13 protein-coding genes are annotated in these 16,527 nt (G+C 68.7%); 7 read left to right on the forward strand and 6 right to left on the reverse strand.

Annotated elements, in window-relative coordinates; translation table 11 throughout:
* The first annotated feature begins 34 nt into the window (after positions 1 to 34).
* Positions 35 to 1,030 (forward strand): hypothetical protein, encoded by a 996-nt coding sequence (locus tag ACZ4QV_RS40380; protein WP_467764326.1) that lies wholly within the window; start codon positions 35 to 37, stop codon positions 1,028 to 1,030.
* A gap of 805 nt (positions 1,031 to 1,835) precedes the next feature.
* Here ACZ4QV_RS40380 and ACZ4QV_RS40385 read toward each other — a convergent pair.
* Positions 1,836 to 2,102, reverse strand: coding sequence for a hypothetical protein (locus ACZ4QV_RS40385; protein WP_467764327.1), 267 nt, complete (start codon positions 2,100 to 2,102; stop codon positions 1,836 to 1,838).
* Positions 2,103 to 2,487: 385 nt separating this feature from the next.
* Between ACZ4QV_RS40385 and ACZ4QV_RS40390 the strand changes: the two genes are divergently transcribed.
* Together ACZ4QV_RS40390 and ACZ4QV_RS40395 are read left to right on the forward strand one after the other, a co-directional pair.
* On the forward strand, positions 2,488 to 2,964 hold the full coding sequence (locus ACZ4QV_RS40390) for a hypothetical protein (RefSeq protein WP_467764328.1): 477 nt from the start codon (positions 2,488 to 2,490) through the stop codon (positions 2,962 to 2,964).
* 149 nt (positions 2,965 to 3,113) lie between these two features.
* Positions 3,114 to 3,728 (forward strand): hypothetical protein, encoded by a 615-nt coding sequence (locus ACZ4QV_RS40395; RefSeq protein WP_467764329.1) that lies wholly within the window; start codon positions 3,114 to 3,116, stop codon positions 3,726 to 3,728.
* Between the two features lie 249 nt (positions 3,729 to 3,977).
* On the opposite strand, the gene ACZ4QV_RS40400 is transcribed toward ACZ4QV_RS40395, so the two are convergent.
* Both ACZ4QV_RS40400 and ACZ4QV_RS40405 read right to left on the reverse strand, forming a co-directional pair.
* A complete protein-coding gene (locus ACZ4QV_RS40400) occupies positions 3,978 to 4,322 on the reverse strand; it encodes a DUF7701 domain-containing protein (protein WP_467764330.1) in 345 nt (114 codons plus the stop codon).
* Between the two features lie 477 nt (positions 4,323 to 4,799).
* Positions 4,800 to 5,375: a Holliday junction resolvase-like protein gene (locus ACZ4QV_RS40405; protein ID WP_467764331.1), complete on the reverse strand. Its 576-nt coding sequence runs from the start codon at positions 5,373 to 5,375 to the stop codon at positions 4,800 to 4,802.
* Positions 5,376 to 6,188: 813 nt separating this feature from the next.
* Here ACZ4QV_RS40405 and ACZ4QV_RS40410 point away from each other — a divergent pair.
* The 3 genes from ACZ4QV_RS40410 to ACZ4QV_RS40420 all read left to right on the forward strand — a co-directional run bounded on the left by ACZ4QV_RS40410 (position 6,189) and on the right by ACZ4QV_RS40420 (position 8,853).
* The gene (locus ACZ4QV_RS40410) at positions 6,189 to 6,734 is read left to right on the forward strand and encodes a hypothetical protein (RefSeq protein ID WP_467764332.1); all 546 of its coding nucleotides are present in this window, start codon (positions 6,189 to 6,191) and stop codon (positions 6,732 to 6,734) included.
* The gene (locus ACZ4QV_RS40415) at positions 6,731 to 7,693 is read left to right on the forward strand and encodes a hypothetical protein (RefSeq protein ID WP_467764333.1); all 963 of its coding nucleotides are present in this window, start codon (positions 6,731 to 6,733) and stop codon (positions 7,691 to 7,693) included. The genes ACZ4QV_RS40410 and ACZ4QV_RS40415 overlap by 4 nt, the downstream gene beginning before the upstream one ends.
* 875 nt (positions 7,694 to 8,568) lie before the next feature.
* Complete coding sequence (locus tag ACZ4QV_RS40420) at positions 8,569 to 8,853, forward strand: hypothetical protein (protein ID WP_467764334.1); 285 nt, start codon at positions 8,569 to 8,571, stop codon at positions 8,851 to 8,853.
* Between the two features lie 109 nt (positions 8,854 to 8,962).
* Here the strand turns inward: ACZ4QV_RS40420 and ACZ4QV_RS40425 are convergent, their stop codons facing one another.
* A complete protein-coding gene (locus ACZ4QV_RS40425; protein WP_467764335.1) occupies positions 8,963 to 10,387 on the reverse strand; it encodes a competence protein CoiA family protein in 1,425 nt (474 codons plus the stop codon).
* 657 nt (positions 10,388 to 11,044) lie between these two features.
* On the opposite strand from ACZ4QV_RS40425, the gene ACZ4QV_RS40430 reads away from it, so the two are divergent.
* Positions 11,045 to 11,533 carry a hypothetical protein gene (locus tag ACZ4QV_RS40430; RefSeq protein WP_467764336.1) on the forward strand — a complete coding sequence of 163 codons (489 nt, stop codon included), beginning with the start codon at positions 11,045 to 11,047 and terminating at the stop codon, positions 11,531 to 11,533.
* Here ACZ4QV_RS40430 and ACZ4QV_RS40435 read toward each other — a convergent pair.
* A complete protein-coding gene (locus ACZ4QV_RS40435) occupies positions 11,510 to 14,488 on the reverse strand; it encodes an NACHT domain-containing protein (protein WP_467764337.1) in 2,979 nt (992 codons plus the stop codon). The genes ACZ4QV_RS40430 and ACZ4QV_RS40435 overlap by 24 nt on opposite strands.
* Positions 14,489 to 14,620: 132 nt before the next feature.
* Positions 14,621 to 16,527: helicase associated domain-containing protein (locus ACZ4QV_RS40440; protein ID WP_467764338.1), on the reverse strand; the 1,907-nt coding region annotated here is incomplete at its 5' end.

Consider the following 16,527-nt stretch of genomic DNA (forward strand, 5'->3'; position numbering starts at 1 on the left):
CGGTATGGGCTTACGGCGGGTTCGGTGGGCCGCGGTGGTGGCGCGAGCACGGCAGATCGCGAACGGCTACGGGCCGGGCAACTGCACGCTGCGCCAGCTGCACTACCGGCTCGTCGCCGAGGGCGTGATCGCGAATTCGCCGCCGATGTACCGGCGGCTGTCGGCGCGGTGCGCCGAGGCCCGGCGCCGGGGTGACTTCCCGGACATGGTCGACACCCTGCGCGAGGTCCACGTCCCGCCCGCCTGGCCGGACGCCGGAGCGTTCCTGCGCGAGGTGGTAGACCGGTTCGGCCTGGACCGTACGCAAGGCCAGCCGTGCGCGCTCTACCTCGCGGCCGAGAAGGACACGCTGCGCACGCTGATGACCGGCTGGGTCGGCGAGCTGGGCATTCCGGTGCTGGTGGTGCGCGGCTTCGGCTCCCAGTCCTACGTTGACGTCGTCCGGGCCCGCGCGGCCCACGACGAACGGGACCACCGTCTGCTGTTCGTCGGCGACTGCGATGCGTCGGGGGAGGACATCGAGCGCGACTTCGTCGCCCGCACCGGCTGCTGGTCCACGGTCGAACGCGTCGCCCTCACCTACGGGCAGGTCCTCGCCTACAGTCTGCCTCCGGCGGAGGGCAAACGCGGTGATCCGCGCTGGCCGGCCTTCGCCCGCCGCCACGGCCTCGATGCCGCCCGCCCGGTGCAGTGGGAGGTCGAAGCCTTGGACCCGGACGAACTGCAGCGCCTGGTCCTCGCCGCCGTCGCCCCGCACGTCGACCGCACGGTCCTGGCCCGCCAGATCGCGCGGGAAGAAGAACAGCGGCGCGCCCTGCGGCGCTTCGCCCGCAGCTGGCCGGACGGCTCCCGCGCCCCTGCCGAGCCGGCGGAGGATGCTGCGGTCGATGAGCCCACCGTGACCTCTCCGGCCGAGCAGGATCTCGCCGCGGTGGAGCGGTTCTGGACGGCGGAGCTGATGCGGGAGGCCGAGCCCTTGCCGATGCCGGACTACGACGAGGACGACGAAGCGAGCGGCCCGGAGATGTAGGCGGGCCGGGCTGGTGTCGTCACCGGCATCTGGCCGCCGCCGGCCCGGACCCGTTGTGCTCGTTCGTCTTGCCCGGGGAACGAAGCGCGTTGATCCTGCCCTGGCGCCTGGCCAGGCCACACATCGCTCCGCACTGACGCCCACGCTCGGCAGGCAGTCCGCAAAGGAAGCCCAGCGCCACGCCCCTGACCGGCTTCCTCGGTGGCTAGGGCACGGCGGGCGAGTAGGACCGGGCTACTGGCCCGCCAGGGCGTGCCGTCGGGCCAGTAGCGTCGAGGTCGGGTCATCGCCTCCTCATCACCGTCTGGTGCGGCCCAGCGCTCAGTGCTGCCCGTCGAAGGCTGTGCACTGAACCGGCCTCAAGCCGGGGCGACACTCATAGCGTTGCAAAACGGTAAAAGTTATCTCGGTCTACGCATAATGGCAGCGCTTACTGACTGGCGAGCCCCTTGAGGGTGAGCTTGTTCCTTAACCTCGGGCCCGGTCAGATGGTCACTCCAAAGAGTGGCCATCTGACCGGGCCCGAGGTTAAGGAACAAGGTGAGAAGCTGTGTCATATCCGCTGATCAGCTACCGCGCGTGACTTCGTGAGGTTGCCTACGCGCGGTTCTCCTGGCGGCGGATGCGGAAGCTTGGGTCGCAGGGGCGGGCAGTCGTCCGCCGTGGTGGTATCGGCTGCTGTGACCGCCCGGTAGAGCGGAGTCACCGTTCTTCGCTCGGTGCCCATTGGCGACCATCCGCTCTGTGACCCGCGCAGCCCCGCGCGTCACTCAAGCAACTCAGCAGCTGCAAAGGCGCCTAGTCGTCATACTGGCTCGGGCTTACCCAGGGCGCCGCATTTGTTGTAGGGGATTGCGGCCGGTACCTGGCCTGCAGTGCTGACGAGGAGACCACGGGCGTTTGCGGTGGCGTTCGCGAGGCTTTTTGAGTGGTGATTGATGCATGCGTTACCGAAGGTGGGGTTAAGGAGACCTCCGTAGGCATCGGCATGGGCGGCACCATCTGTGGTGATGACCGCGCTGAGCATGACCGCCCCGACAGCACTGGCGCGGTATGACCATGACGTCTTCATGACGACTCCTGGGAGACTCGCTGGTGCGTCATACCGCTAACGACACAGGGGTTGCACGGGCGTGTGGATGTCCCTCAGAAAGCGCAGCAAGGGACTGGATCCGTGGTGGGCCGACGGTCTTCCCACGCCTGGATCTCAGCGGGCTCTTAGCTCAGGGGCGCGTGGGCGAGGCGGATGGTGTGCGGCTGCTGCAGCCGGAGGCGTATCGGAGTCCCGCGTACGCGAGGTGCCGACTCGCGGTCCCGTGTTTGTGAGGCAAAAATCCACCCGTGCGGGCCGCCGAGCACTGCCCGTCAGGCTCCTGCGGACCGGTCTCGGCGAACCCGCCGTACGGTCACCGCGCCGCTGATGTGCTGGCCCTTCAAGCCCACGAGAGGAGCCGTGCGTGACCTACAGCAGGGGCTACACGGTGGAGGGGCGGGGCGCCTGGTCCCGCTGGACCTGCGAACGCGAGGGCTGCGGGCAGACCGGTACGACACGCGGCGACCAGCACGACGACCTCGCCGCGGTCCACGCCGCCCGCCACCAGCAAGAAGCCCACCACGAAGCTCTCGTCACCGACGCGGTCGCCGCGCTCACCGACGCTAGGGAGGTGCTGCGCCTGCTGCCGACGGTGGTCACCGACGTCGACACGCACACCTACCGCGGCGAGGCCTGCGTGACACCCGAGGCCGTAACGGACGCCCTGAGCGCCTGGGGGTACCAGCTCACGGCCATGCTCCCGGAGCCGGCCGACCGCGACGAACGCGCGCGCTGGCAGCGAGCCCGCGACCGCGGCCGCAACGCCGCCTGCCAGCACGATCACCGTCAGCCCGTACCGACCCTGGACCTGGAGACGGGCCGGTCCACCGTCGTTCGCTGACCGGGGTGTGCGGTTGCGTGCGACGCGCCGCGGCGATGAGCGGTGGGGCGCGGTAGAGGTGCCGCATGGTGGAGCAGTGGATGCGGTGGTCGGCTGTAGCGTCATGCCGGCTGCCGGCCACGGCCCGGCTACCACGGCAGGAGCAAGAGATGACCTATATGGAGCGGTTGCGGCAGCAGCTGTTGGCGCAAGCGCAACCCCGGGATCACTGGGACCGTCCCGGCGGAGACTGGGAAGGACATCCGCGCCAGCCCCCCCTGCTGGTGTGTCCCCGGCGTTCGGACGCCAACAGCGCCTACCGGATCGGGTCCAGGGCACTGCACCGCGGCGAGAACGAGACGGCCGAGTCCATGCTTCACTGCGCCCTGGAGGCCCGGCATCCGGGGGCGGCGTTTCGTCTGCTTGCCGCTGTCGCTCGCCGCAGCACAGCGGCCCACCGGCAGGGGCGCGGACATCTGCTGGGGATGCGCGCCGCCGTCCGGTATCTGCGGCGTGCGGCCGTATGGGGACACGGCGATGCCCGGCAGCTGCTGGACTGGCTCGACTCTGCGTCCGCCGGCCCGGACCGGCCGGAAGACGGGGAAGCACAGGACGCCGTCACCGGCTACACCTCCCAGGACCCGGACTTCTACTCCGAGATCCGTCTGTTCCTGTGCCACCTGATGGCCGCCTGCCCTGCCGCGCCCGACCGGTGCACGACGAACAGCGCGCCCTCGTCCTCCCCGGTGTTGTCGGGCGGCGCCTCTGACGGAAGCACCGGCTGATCGTCTTGGCCGTCCTTGCCGTTCGCTGAACCCGCGGTAGGCCACGGCCGCGACGCTGTAGGCCGGGGGCGAGCAGTATCAGCCCTTCCGTTTCTGGTCCTGGAAACAGGGCAGGGGTGGGACCGTGCAGGATGCGGACCGTACGGGCCCGGATCCCGTTGTTCTCCTGCGGTCGCTTGAGTTGCCCACCAGCGGGGCTGGTCCGGGAACGCTCCCTGAAGTGCGGACAGAGATCAGCGCGCGGCCTACTCACGTGCTCATCTGGCGTGCTGCTTTGCGGATGGCCTCCGCGTACGGCGCGTCGAAGGCGCGGGTTTTCGGGTCGAGATCGTCGTAGGGGATCAGCGCTTCGTGAGCACTGTTGACTGTCTGCATCAACGCGGACCAGGCGTCGTGGACATCCTCGTCGGTCACCTCCGCCCCTTTGACCTTCAGCAGGACTGCGGTGTCTTCCCGGCCGCCGGCCGCCCATGAACGCCTGAAGCAGGCCGCCGCCGCGATGTCGCCGGACACGCCTGACCAGCCGTTCATCGACGCGTTCGCCGACCTGGTACAGGCGCAGGCCGACACCGCCGAGTAGTCGGCCGCGCCCACCACATCGACCGTCCCGACCACGAACGGGCGGCGCGGCGATAGCGTCCAGCTCCATGACCACCACCGACACGATCGCGGCCCTGGCGCTGGGCGTTGCGATCGTCGCTGTCGTCGCCGCCATCGGCTCCTGGAAGGCGGCACGCAACTCCAACGGGGCCGCGCAGGCCATGCCCCGGATCGAGCAGCAGCGCCTGCACGCCGACCTCACTCCCGTCTTCCGCTGCGCCATCGTGGCCAACGAAGCCCGCTCCACCGCCATGCTGCGGGCCCACCTCGAAGGCCCACCAGGGTTGCTGTCCCTCGACGCCATCGAGATCACCATGTCCATCCGTAACGACAATCCGCACCGCGGCAACGGTCCCCAGCTCGCCGGTACCGCCACCCCCGAGCAGGTACGCGCGCACATCTGGGGGCCGTGGAAGTTCAGCGCGGACCGCCATGACGACACCGGCCGCACGGTCGCCGCGACCGGCGCGGTCATGTCTCCGGAGGATGGCCGTCGGTCAGCTCCACCACGCGGGCGGCAGCCGATGGAGGGCCGCCCGCAGACGGTGCGCCTTCACGCGGGAGCGGCGCCTGTCCGCGGGGCTGGTAGGCGAGCTGCCCGTTGTCCGCCCGGGTCTTCCAGTACTCCCCGCGGGTACGGCCGTTGTTCATGGCCGTGAGGACAGCGCGCTGTTCCCGGGTGAGTGGGCTGGAGCCGTACTTCACGTCGGCCAGGACCACCGTCAGTTCATCGAGTGCCCGGGTGCCTTGCCGGATCTCGAAGAGGCCGTCGAAGACCAGGAAGTCGATGATCCTGCCGACGTGGACGATGTCCTTGGGGTGGTAACTGTGTCCCGCCGCGTAGGGGAACGCGTTCTCCGCAACATGGCCGTCGAAGGTACTGCGCGCGCTCCGGGCAGAGGCCTTGCCCCGTTCCGCTAGCTCCTTCCTATGCTTCTCCTGGTCGGTCAGGAGCTGCTGATGGGCCTCGTCGGCACGCCGCTGGGCCGCCTTCGCGTCGGCCCGGGCCGAGCGCACCAGTAGGACCGCCATGACCATTACAGCCATGGAGACGGCCGTCACAGTGGAGGACAGCTGCCACCTATTTCCCCCAAGGCATCGACGGAACGCAAGGCCAGTCTCACAGCGATGGCCCCCAAGCGGAGTCGGTTTGCCAGCAGTCCTACATCGAGCAAGAGCTACCCGCTGAACAACGGCGGGCTCGCACATGAGTACCCGTACCTACCGGCCTGCGTGGACCGCTGGACTGGCGGTCCACGCAACCAGTTCGTTGGCGCCTACACCGCCCACTCCAATCCGAGGCCGACCAGCACGGTGCGCTGCTGGCCGGTGAGTTTGGTGCGTCGGCTCTTGGTGTTGGACAGCCATACGCCCAGTCGCACCAGCACCTCCTCGCTGCGGACTCGCGGTCCAGTGTTCGTGAATCTCTCATCTCGGAATCCTGGCGCTGACCTCGCAGCCCCTGCCCAGCACACCCCGCCGCGCCCTGGCGCCGGCCGAACCCCAGCACCTGGGCTTCGCCGCCGTCGACCCGTACGTCGGCCGCGACGTTCCGCCCGGCAGGTCACCCGCCAGGAGGCAACCCTGCGCCCTGGCCGCCTTCCTGGACGGCTGGGACAAGGTGGCCGGGCCAGCGCCCGTGTAGTGCGTTCAGGTCCGGCTCCCGGTCTGCCGCCGACGCCGAAGCTCTGGCCAGCATCGATGCACGGCCGTGATCAGCATGGTTTCGGCCACGGCACGAGATTGCCCGGCGGGGCTGGGACCGCTGCGGATACGGTCGACCGGTTTGACGGCTGGCGGTGGCCGCTGGTGGGAAGTGTCCGGTCGGCGTGTCGTCGCATCGCGGGTGGGGGTGGTTCGGTGGGCAGCACCGAGCAGCAGATCGAGGAGCAGCTGGCGCAGCTTCAGCACAGGGTCGGTGCTCGCCGTGCGGAGGTGCTGAAATACGACGTGGACGATGACCAGTTCGCGGTGGAGTACGCCCGGCTGGTGGACGTCACCGGCGAGCTGGTGGAGTTCGAGGCGACGATTCCCGAGCGTCTGGCCGAACCCGAGCGCAGGCGCAGTGAGCGCATCGTGACGTGGTCCTGGCGCGGCCAGGCGGCCGTCGGCGCCGTGCTGATCGCACTGGTCTTCGTCCTGGACCGCTCGACATGGTGGTTACTCCTGCTGGTCCCGCACTTCGTGGCAACGGTGGCCGGCTGTTTCCAGAAGGTCGACGCCGAGCAGCACCGTGACCGCCGTTTCGGGGCCATCGCCGTGCACGTGGTCGCCCTCCTGGTGGCCCTCATCAGCTTGAGCGTGATCAGCCGGTGGTTCATCATCGCCGCCGCCCTGGGCTGGATGCTGGTCGCCGGGTCCGCGATGGACAGCACGGGCGCCGACCCGAAGGGGGCGCGGCGGTGAGCGACGACTACGGCTACCAGGTCCGCCGTCTGGAGACCCGGACCGGCTCGGTGGAGAGCGAGCTTTACTCGCTGCGTTCGAAGCTGGGGGAGGTCGAAGACCTCGACGACGAGCTGCGTGACATCCGCGGCGACCTCCGCAGGCTCGAGGACGATCTCAGTACCGTCCGCAACGAGCTGACGGAGCTGGACGACGACGTACGCGGCCACATCCAGGACACCGGTCAGGCTCTCAAGCGGCTGACCGGCCGTGTCCAGGTCCTCGAAGCCCACCTGCTCGCCGCGGGCGGCGCCCCGCGCGCCGACCTCGACACCATCGACCCGCAGTGGACGAAGCTGGCCAGGACCGCCGACCACGGCTGCCACGTCCGCTCCGGCCTGCTGCCCACGCACCAGCGCGAGGCCCACCGCCTGAAGATCCGCGCGTACGAAGGCGCGGTCGAAGAACGTGACGAGCACCGCGACAAGGTGGTGGAGGCCGCCGGCATCCTGGCCAGCCGGCCGCGCACGTCCCGCGAGTTCAAGCAGGCCGTCATGGACTTCGGCATGTCATGCCAGCTCGCCGAAGGGCACGATCAGCGGGCCCAGAGGCTGGCCGGCCCCGCCCGGGCCGCGCAGGCCGCACTGGCCCGGGACGACTCGCTGCGGCAGGCCAAGGCCTCCCTGATCGAGCAGGGCGACAAGGCGCAGCGGAAACTGAACTGGCTGCTGCGCGGCCGTCTGGCCGACGCGATCCGTGACCGCGCCTTGCTGCCCATGTGGTTCGTGACCGTGCTCGGTCCGGTCCCGCCGGCGCACAGGACGCAGGAGTGGATGGACCACGCCACCGAGGTCCTGGCCTACCGGGTCACCTACGGAATCACGGACCAGGCCCTCGCTCTCGGCGCGGCGCCCGATGGGTACGTGCCGCGCCGCACCGAGTGGCACCGCGACCTCATCGAGAAACTGCGCCGCTGGTAGCCCGCGCCGGTGACGTACGAGGCCCCGGGCCCTGTGCGGGACCGGGGTCTCACGGCGGGGGAGCGGTCAGAAGTCGTCCCCGTAGCCCTCCCGCTCGGAGGGCGGCCCGAACCGCTTGATGGACCAGCAGGTGCAGGCCCCGCCCTCGGCAGCTCCTCGTCACACTCCTCGTGGTGCACCCGCACCGGCCGCTTCGCCGGGGCGGCCAACGGCGCGGGCAACTCCGGTGCGGGCGACTCCGGGACGACCTCGGCGGCTGGCACCGTACCCGCCCACTCCATGCCCAGCCCGGCACGCCAGGAACGCGAGACACACGGCTGTTTGCGGTGCACGGCAACAGCGCCTCGGGAAGACGTCCGTAGCGGCCGGTCCGCGTGAGAAGTTCGGCCGCAACTTCGTGATCGTGTGTGCCCGGCTGGTGAACGCATCACCAGGCGGGCACACAACCGTCCGATCCCGTGAGAAAGTCCTTCGCGACCGGATGGCGCGGTGCCGTGTGCGGATCTGACGCCGCCCGTCAGGTTGAGGGAGGAAACTGCGCGGTTCCACACGCACATGCCCGATCGTGCGAGGCGATCTATGCGTAAGCCGGGCTCGCTGGCCGTCATCCTCTCCGGCTTCAGCAAGCTGCTCTTCCCCCGTGAGCCGCCGCATGACCTCGTCGCTCGAAGTCGACGCGAGCGAGACACCGAACCTGACCAGCTGCTTCGCTGGACCGCAAGCACCGTGTACCGGCCTTGTCTGCCGGTACCGCCGCAACTGCCTATCAGTGCGGGCGCCCGTCATATCCACCTCAGGCGGTCGACGCGTGGTCAGCCGCCGACACCTGGGCCCGGAACCGTTCCCCTGCCCAGCCCTGCCTCTACGCTGCCTTCATGACGTTGAATGCCGACGAGCATGAGCTCCTCCGCCTGATCTCCCATTCATCAGAGCCCGTGGCCGCCTCCGACTTCTTTCACACCATCCACCCGGCGAACTTCGAGCGAAGCGCCGCCGAGGAAGATCCTCGGCGCGTGGCATGGCAGGAGAAGCAGTTCGGGCTCTACAAGGCGATGATCGACCTGCACGACGGCGGTCTCATCCGGATTGTCCACCCAGCCAACGGAGAGCGGCCTGACCTGATGGAGGCCACCGAGGCCGGCCATGCTGCCCTGACCTGAAGGCATTGCCGGGCGGGCCCGGTCCGGGCCCGCCCCAGCGCCGAGGGAAGAGCGGCAGCACTACGTGGTTGCGATGCTGTTCCCGTTGAAGTGCTGCCAGCCGGTCGCTTCAGCACATGGCGAGCTGTTCGTGCTCGGGCAGGCCGAGGTGGACGATCCGGCCCTGGGGCAGAACGACGGCGAGTTCGCGTGACTCGTGGGTGCTGCGGACCAGGACCAGCTCCTCCGTGAGTGCGGGGCAGCCGGCGACCAGGTCGGGGCAGGGCCGCACGATCCCGTACAGCGTTCGCCGCTTGTCGGCCACGTGGATGGGAACCCCGCGGGCGTACTGCGGCCAGATCGTCGGCTTCTCCGGGATTTCCACCCGCAGATTCGACTCGCGCCAGGCGTACTCGGCGACGGCGGCGAACAGCCCGGTCTGCTGCTGTGGCGACAGCCGGCCCCACCACGCTCGCGCCGTCTCCAGGGCCTGGCGCTCCCTCTCCTCCCGCTCGGCCTGCTCGCGGGCCAGACGCGCCTCGCGTTCCACCCGCTCCTGCTCTCGGCGCGCGTCCTCCTCTGCCCACCGGCGCTGCGCCTCCTTCAAACGCACGCGCGCCTCCTGCCCCCACTGCAGGCGCCGGCGTTCGGCCTCCTCGGCCTTTCGCGCCCGCTCCTGCTCCTCCACCTCCTGGCGGCGCCGCTCCGCGGCCTCCTCCTCCTGCTCCTGCTGCCGGGCCTCCCGCTCCGCCCGTGCGGCTTCCTGCCGCTGCCGCATCAGCTCGTGCTTGTCCTGCTCGGCGATCGACCTTCGAGATGTCCACCACTGACCCCGGCGAAACCGCCGCTGCTCACCGTCGACCACCCGGTACACCCGCCGATAACGGGGCAGCACCTCCGCGGATACGAGCTGCTCCTCCAGCACCCAGCGCACGAACCGCTCCAGCGGCTCTTCCTGGAACTCCCACCGCCCGCTCCGGTACACGAACTCGGCAAGCCCGTCGTCCACCACCCACGGCTGATTCCGCTCCTGCGGAGCCCTGACCCGGATGGCCGGCACCGCGCTGATCCACTGCGGCGGCCGCATACCCGGGTGCACCCAGCACACCCGGATCCCCTCGGCCGCGTACCGCGAGGTGCGGGCGGCGATGTCATCCACAGTAATCGGTGACAGCTGTGCCTCCCAGGCCATGCGTCGGCTCCCGTCAGCGGACGAGGCCATGACGTCCGCCCGCCACGACCCGTCCTCGGCCGGCACCTCCAGTGCCGCGAACCACCCGGCCGCCCGGATCGCGCTCGCCATCTCCAGCTTGAGCATGCGGTGCTCCCACGACTCGTTCAGCAGCTCGCACGAATCGGGTCGGTCACGGTCGTGGCAAAAGAACCGGACCCCGTAGCGGGAGACCTTCGGGTGCAGGCCCCAGGAACAGTCGGGGCAGGTGAGCAGGACGCGGGGGTGGACCTTGTAGGTCTGGCCCCACTCCAGGTCGTGTCCCAGGCATGGGAGGGCCGAGTCGAGGAGGCCCAGTTCGGCGTGCAGCGCAGTGAAAGGCATGAATCGCATCTCCCAGCGATCCGGTGTACTTACGACGTACCTGACAGGGCAGCAGATATCAGACGCCACTGACCGAGGGGCTCCAGCCTGCGGCGTTGAACCTTCTGCAGACTCGGCCTGCACCTCGGTTCGAAACTCTTCCGCGCACTGCCGGCAGCGCCACCACACCACGCGGCCGCCTGCGCTCCTGGCGCATCTGACCGGGTGGCCCTGCACTGCCTGCGTGACACCCGAGGCCGTAACGGACGCCCTGAGCGCCTGGGGGTACCAGCTGACGGCCAGGCTCCCGGAGCCGGCCGACCGCGACGAACGCGCGCGTTGGCAGTTCGCCCGCGACCACGGCCGTAGCGCCGCCTGCCAGCACGATCACCGACAGTCCGTAGCGACCCTGGACCTGGGGACGGGCCGGTCCACCATTGTTCGTTGATCGGGGGAAGGCCGCCTGTGTGGTCGGTGGGTGCTGGGAGCCTGGCCGGTACGGACGGGACAGGGATGGGGAGCTGCTGTGCGGTCGGAAGGAGCGCAGCAAGTTCCCGCCGCGGCGGCGAGGCAGTCGAGGATCTCCTGCACGTACCGGGCGTCGTCGATCCAGGCCGGATCTCCCGGCAGCACACAGAGATGGTCCGCTCGGTTCTTCGTCACCCGCCTACTCTCCCCGTGCGGACTACCGGCGGCCTGATGGCGCCGCCGGCTTTCGTGCTGGAAGCGCTGTGGGAGGTCCTGGGCATCCTGCGGCGGGCACGGGACGCGTACGACGCCGCCGCCGAGGACTACGGCCTCGTACGCGACCACGCCATGCGCTGCTTCACCCCGCCCCGCGGCCTCGACGAGGTGGTCGCCGACCTGGAGCGCATCCTCGCCGTCCTCTCCCTGGACATTCCGGCAGTCCGCACGGTGGCCACCCGTTGCTCCTCGAGGGCGAGCGTGACGACACCTTCCGCTCCGCGCGCGATGCCCTGTTCGCGGCGTGGCAAGCCGCCGGCCTGGCAGGCATTCCAGGCTCAGGCGCCTCGCCCTGAAGGGCCGCTACGCACTGTCGCCTCGTGGTGTGTCCCATTCCGCTGGCACTGCCCCACAGGCCGGTCTACCCTGCGCGGACGGCCGGGGCGCAGCAGGCGTCGATCAATCGGCGTAGTAGTTGTCTGAGGTGTGGTCCTCGGCGATGGCGAGCAGGAGTATGGGGCCGACAGGTTGCCGGTTCTGGCTGGGTTTGAAGGTGGCACCGAGCATGGCTTCGATAGTCCAGTGCGTGGATGGCAAAGCGCTGAGGGCGAGGTCGAGTGAGGCTGCGACATCCTCGTTCTGAAGGGCCTGCACAAGAGGTTCCGCCGGTCCGCTGTGTAGGACGACAGGAATGGCGGTTCCAGGCGGGGGGCCGGAGAGACAGAAGCGGGAGTCCGACAGCGTCGCGAGGCCGCTTCGTAGGACTTGTAGATCCTTGTCGCTGAGGCCGACAGGTTCCACGAGTTCCTCGAGGTAGGCAGGCAACGAGACGGTCTTCGCGTCTGGACCGTAGAAGAGAGTGACGTGACCCAGCACACGGAAATGGGCTTCCGTACCAACGGTGCCCTCAAGGGGAATGCTGCGTGTTGACATACCCTGCCAGGCGCCTATTGCCTGCACCTCAGTCTCAGGCATCGCCAGCGCGCTGTAGGCATTGAGCATGCTGGTGAGCCGTGCGTCGTGAGAGGGGACCTCCATGGCCATCTCTTCCAGCACAAGGGCGGAAGCGGCTCGGCGTGCGGCTCCGGCTGACGCAGCGGAGCTAATGCGGTCGTAGACGAGCCGACGGTAGGTGTCTGTGCTGGCGATGCGCAGGAGTGTTGTGGCGAGGCGCGGCATGTCAACGACCGGTGGGCGGTCCAGGACGCTGAGCAGCCGTTCAATGAGACCTCGTTCGAAGCGGGGCCGTTTAGTGGCGAGATTGTCATCGAGGATATCCGCGGCGAGCGCTGGCGCGGCGGGGTAGCGGGCGTTCAGCCGGTGGGGATCGGAGTCGAGGTGTTTGAGTAGGTCGAGGATTCTCTTTTCGAAGCGTTCGGAACGTAGGAGGAGCTCGCCGCCGGCGAGCAGCCAGGTGTTGCGCCAGTGGGGGTGGTGGGCGATCAGCCGTAGCCGGGACATCACGACAGCGTCATCGCCTTCGGCGATGGCGCGCGCGGCCATCAGCTCTTGGAGGGTGCGGATGTCGAAGCCGACTCCGTTGTCCCGGGGGCCAAGTAGGACCAGCCGGTGGGTGGCGGCTTCGACTAGGGCTCCGGCATGGGTTTCAGCATCGGCGCGTGTGAATCCGCGGTCCAACAGGCGCTGCAGGGCAATGTCGTGGAGACCATAAGGGCTGATCGTTGCTTCGGCTCCGTCCGCGGTTTCGGAGGCGGCTTGGAGGATGAGCCCGACGTGCTCGTGGAGACGGTCGATTTGGGTGCGGTGCTGGGAAAGGAACCGTGCGATGGGGATGTCTTTGGCGACTTCCCGATCGAACATCGTCCGGTAGTACATGTCGAACAGCGTGAACCGGTCAGGGGGCAGCGTGGGGAATTTCTCCACGATGAACGACATGATCGTCACCTGCAGCGGTGTTTCCATCAGGCGGATCGTCACCGGGTCGCGAGCAGCGTCTCGCATGCGCGCGGCCACCTTGATCCGCATCTCGTCATCGTCGGTGAAGCGCTTGTCGGTGATCTGCTGAGCGAAGGCTGCTGCCTCACCGGCAGGGAGTTGCTGCAGCTGCAGGTGCTCGAAGCGGTCTGCGGAGAAGCGTTCGTCATAGCCGGTGGGGCGGGTGGTGACCACGATGAGGAGATCGGCGTCGAGGTCCTCGGCACTGGTGAGCAGGTCGTCGATCTTGCTGTAAATGAGACGGCGAGCGTCAACCGAGGGAACCTCATCAAGGCCATCGAGGATCAGAGCCCACGGCCATGCTCGGAGCCACCCACGGAGCGTGCTGGGAGAGATATCCCGGTCGGTGCGTTCGGACAGCCGTGTGGAGATCCACCGCAGCAGGGAAACCTCGGCGCCGCTGGCCAGCTCCTCGGCATACTTGGCGAGGTCGATACGAGTCGGCCAGCGACGGTTGCTGGGGACTGACAGTCCGAGTCGGGCGAGAGCCGAGCGGGTGCCGTCGATAACTTCCTGGATTGAAGGCCCCGGGCTGGCGCCCGTGAGCAGTGCCACCCGGTAGGCCTGAGCGATGAGTTGGCTGAGGGTGGACTTGCCCTGCCCCGGGCCGCCAACGAGCACAACGTTGGATCGCTTGATGCGGTCTGGTTGGCGCTGACGCAACACCATGTCGCCAAGCTCCAGCACACGCTGAACGGCTCGGACGGTCAGGTCGCCGTCGGGACTGCCGAGAGTTGCGGGCAGGTCAATCGCGATGTCGTCGAGCCAGAGCTTCGCCTCACCCGGACCGCCGGATTGACTCAGCCGGATCCAGCGGTCGTCCTTGATCGCGTGAAGGAGCTGCTCGCGCAACGGGTCCTGCGCATCGAAGGTCCCCAGGCTGACCCAGTCGGGGGCCAGTTTCGCCAGAACGTCACCGGCCGTCAGAAGAGCGGGAAAGGCGTAGCGCACTTCCTGGTTGGCATCCAGCATCGAGCGGATCTGGTCCCCATGCCAGATCGCGAAGTCTTTGACCCGCAGGCCGCTACGGGTGGTCTCCATCTCAGTCAGCCGTCTCCGCACGGCCTGGTTCACTTTGTCAATCCCGCCTACCTTGGCAACAGCGGACAGGTCGACGTTGGTGACAAAGATCAAATAATCGGGAAGACGAGAGCGGGTGCTCGCTTGCGCAGCTTTGATCCAACCGTCGATCTCGTTCTTGATCTGTGCCTGCAACCACAGAGCGTTGTCGTGTGGGGTCTGCCCGGGTTTCACATGGAATTTGGCCTGCAGGACGGTGTACCCCGACCAGCAGTCCAAGCGGTCCGTGCCCCCGGCTGATGTGCTGGACCAGTTGATCGTGCCTTCGAACGTTGCCTCACGGCCACCGTCGCGTCCGTCGCCGAAAACCTGCACCCCCGGTCCGATGTCCCGACGAGCCAGAGCAACCACGAGCTGCTCAAAGGCGCGAGTTCCAAGGCGTGTCAGGTCATAGTCGGGCACGTGGTCCACTCTGCCAGAATCGAGGGTTGCTCGTGGGTTGAGGAGGAGCCTCGGTCCCCGACTGAGGAGACGAGGGCCCCAACCCCTGACAGGACATGGCCAGGACCGCATTCCGATGGCCAGCAGGCGTGCTCACGCCCACTCCACCCCCAGTTCGGCGAGTGTTGTCCGCTGTTCGGGGGTGAGTTTGTCGCGGCGAATTTTGGTGTTGGAGACCCATACGCCCAGCTTCACGATCACCGGCTCCGCCTCGCCGTCGATCGTGAGCTCCTCTGCGTGACTCCTGGGGACGCGGTGGTGGCCTTCGCGGGCGATGTACTGGGCGAGGGCCGCGGTGCCGCGCTGGAAGGCCGCTGCCGCCTTCCCGGCCGTCTTTCCAGTGCCCATGGCCTCCGGGGCTGGAGCGGGTCGCCCGGCGGGCTTGACGCCCAGTTCGGAAAGTCGCCGCTGCTGTTCTTCCGACAGTTCCGTCCACGCGTTCGTCTGCCGCTGGAGCCACTGTCCGATGTCGTCGCCGTCGAAGGTCACGCCGGGCTGGATTTCGGTGAGGATGGTGGGGCCGTCGGCGTCGACGAGGTCGGCGAGGACGCGGTAGTGGCGTTGCCAGTTGAGCGGCCAGGGGCAGTTCCAGTCCGGGTCGATCGCGGTTAGCTGCTGCGCGCGCTTCGCCGCCCGCTGCGCGTCCTTGCCCAGGCCGCCCTTCCGGCGCAGGTTCGCCATGTGCTGCCCGACGGGTACCAGGCCCTCGGCGTCGTTCTCGCCCCACACGGTGTCCTGCCGGGGCGCGAGGTGCCCGGTGGCCCGCCAGTAGGACCGGAACACGGCGAGTTTGTTCTCCCACGCTTCCTCGCCTGGCTCCCAGACCATGCCGGCCTCCGGCGTGTCCAGGAGCTCCTTGCGCCGCGGCTCCAGCTCCCCGGCCCGCAGGGCTTTGCGCTGCTGGTGTACCCATCGCCCGAGGGGGAAGTCCTTCGTGACGCCGACCTCGACCTCGACGTCGTAGGGGACGGCGTAGATGCCGGTGATCTTGTTCTCGGCGCGCCAGCGGATGAGGGCCTGGTAGCCCGTCAGCCACACCAGCGACTCGGGCCGGTAGACCCGGGTCCGAAGGAAAGCGGCGATGGTCGCCGGGTCTCGCGGGCTGGAGAAGTGGAGCAGGGCCGCTTCGGCGGCGGCCTGGGTGTCGTCGTGCTCCTGGTCGTCGCCGTCGCTGGCACCGTCGGCCCCGATGATCCGCCCGTGCTTGTCGCGCTGGAGGTGGACCTTGCGCTTGCCGCTGGTGAGCGCAAGGGAGGCGAGCTGTTCGACCAGGCGCTCGTCGTGTGAGCGCAGGCCCTGGAGCACGGCTACGAGCGGCTTGAAACTGGCGCTGGCGACCATGTCGGTCGGGTCCTCGCCGGGCTCCAGGAAGACGGGCACGATGATGCGCGCGACCTTGGTGGAGCCGTCCTTGTTGAGGCGGAGCGCGCGGCCGATGTTCTGCACGATCTCCACCTGGGAGCCGCGGGTGTCCGCGAAGCAGATCGAGTCGACTCCCCGTTCGCCGGTGATGTCCACGCCCTCTCCGAGCACGCGAACGCTGGCGAGGAAGGCGCGGTGCACCCGGCGGCCGGCCGCGTCGATGCCGTTGGCGAACTGGCGCAGGACCTCGCGCCGCTCGCTGACGAGGTGGTCGCCGCACAGCCATGCCGCCCACACCCGGTCCGGCGGGACGTGGCGGCCGGCCTCCAGCTCATAGAACTCCGCGTCGATCGACGACTTCGGCAGGCGGTCCGCGGCGGCCAGGTCCTCGTCGGAGGTGTCGTTGACGTACAGCTCGGCAGCGGTTGCGGGGAGCTTGTCCGCGAAGGCCCTCGCTTCTTCGACCTTCTGGTGGAAGGTCATGACGGTGCGGAGGTTGCGCGCGGCGGCGTGCTCCAGGAGCGCGGTCTGCAGGAGCGCCAGATGTCGCGGCTCGTTCGATCTGATCAGTGTCCGGGGTGTTGAGCTGGTCTGATCAGTTGGCTGGTTGGGGCTGGCGGTGTGCTCTGCGTTGGCGA

This window comes from Streptomyces sp. NPDC026394 (assembly GCF_055567735.1).

Excerpts from the sequence above, each read along its gene's own strand:
- ACZ4QV_RS40385 (WP_467764327.1), bottom strand. The coding sequence starts at position 2,102 with ATGAAGACGTCATGGTCATACCGCGCCAGTGCTGTCGGGGCGGTCATG.
- ACZ4QV_RS40395 (WP_467764329.1), top strand. The coding sequence starts at position 3,114 with ATGACCTATATGGAGCGGTTGCGGCAGCAGCTGTTGGCGCAAGCGCAA.
- ACZ4QV_RS40405 (WP_467764331.1), bottom strand. The coding sequence starts at position 5,375 with ATGGCTGTAATGGTCATGGCGGTCCTACTGGTGCGCTCGGCCCGGGCC.
- ACZ4QV_RS40420 (WP_467764334.1), top strand. The coding sequence starts at position 8,569 with ATGACGTTGAATGCCGACGAGCATGAGCTCCTCCGCCTGATCTCCCAT.
- ACZ4QV_RS40425 (WP_467764335.1), bottom strand. The coding sequence starts at position 10,387 with ATGCCTTTCACTGCGCTGCACGCCGAACTGGGCCTCCTCGACTCGGCC.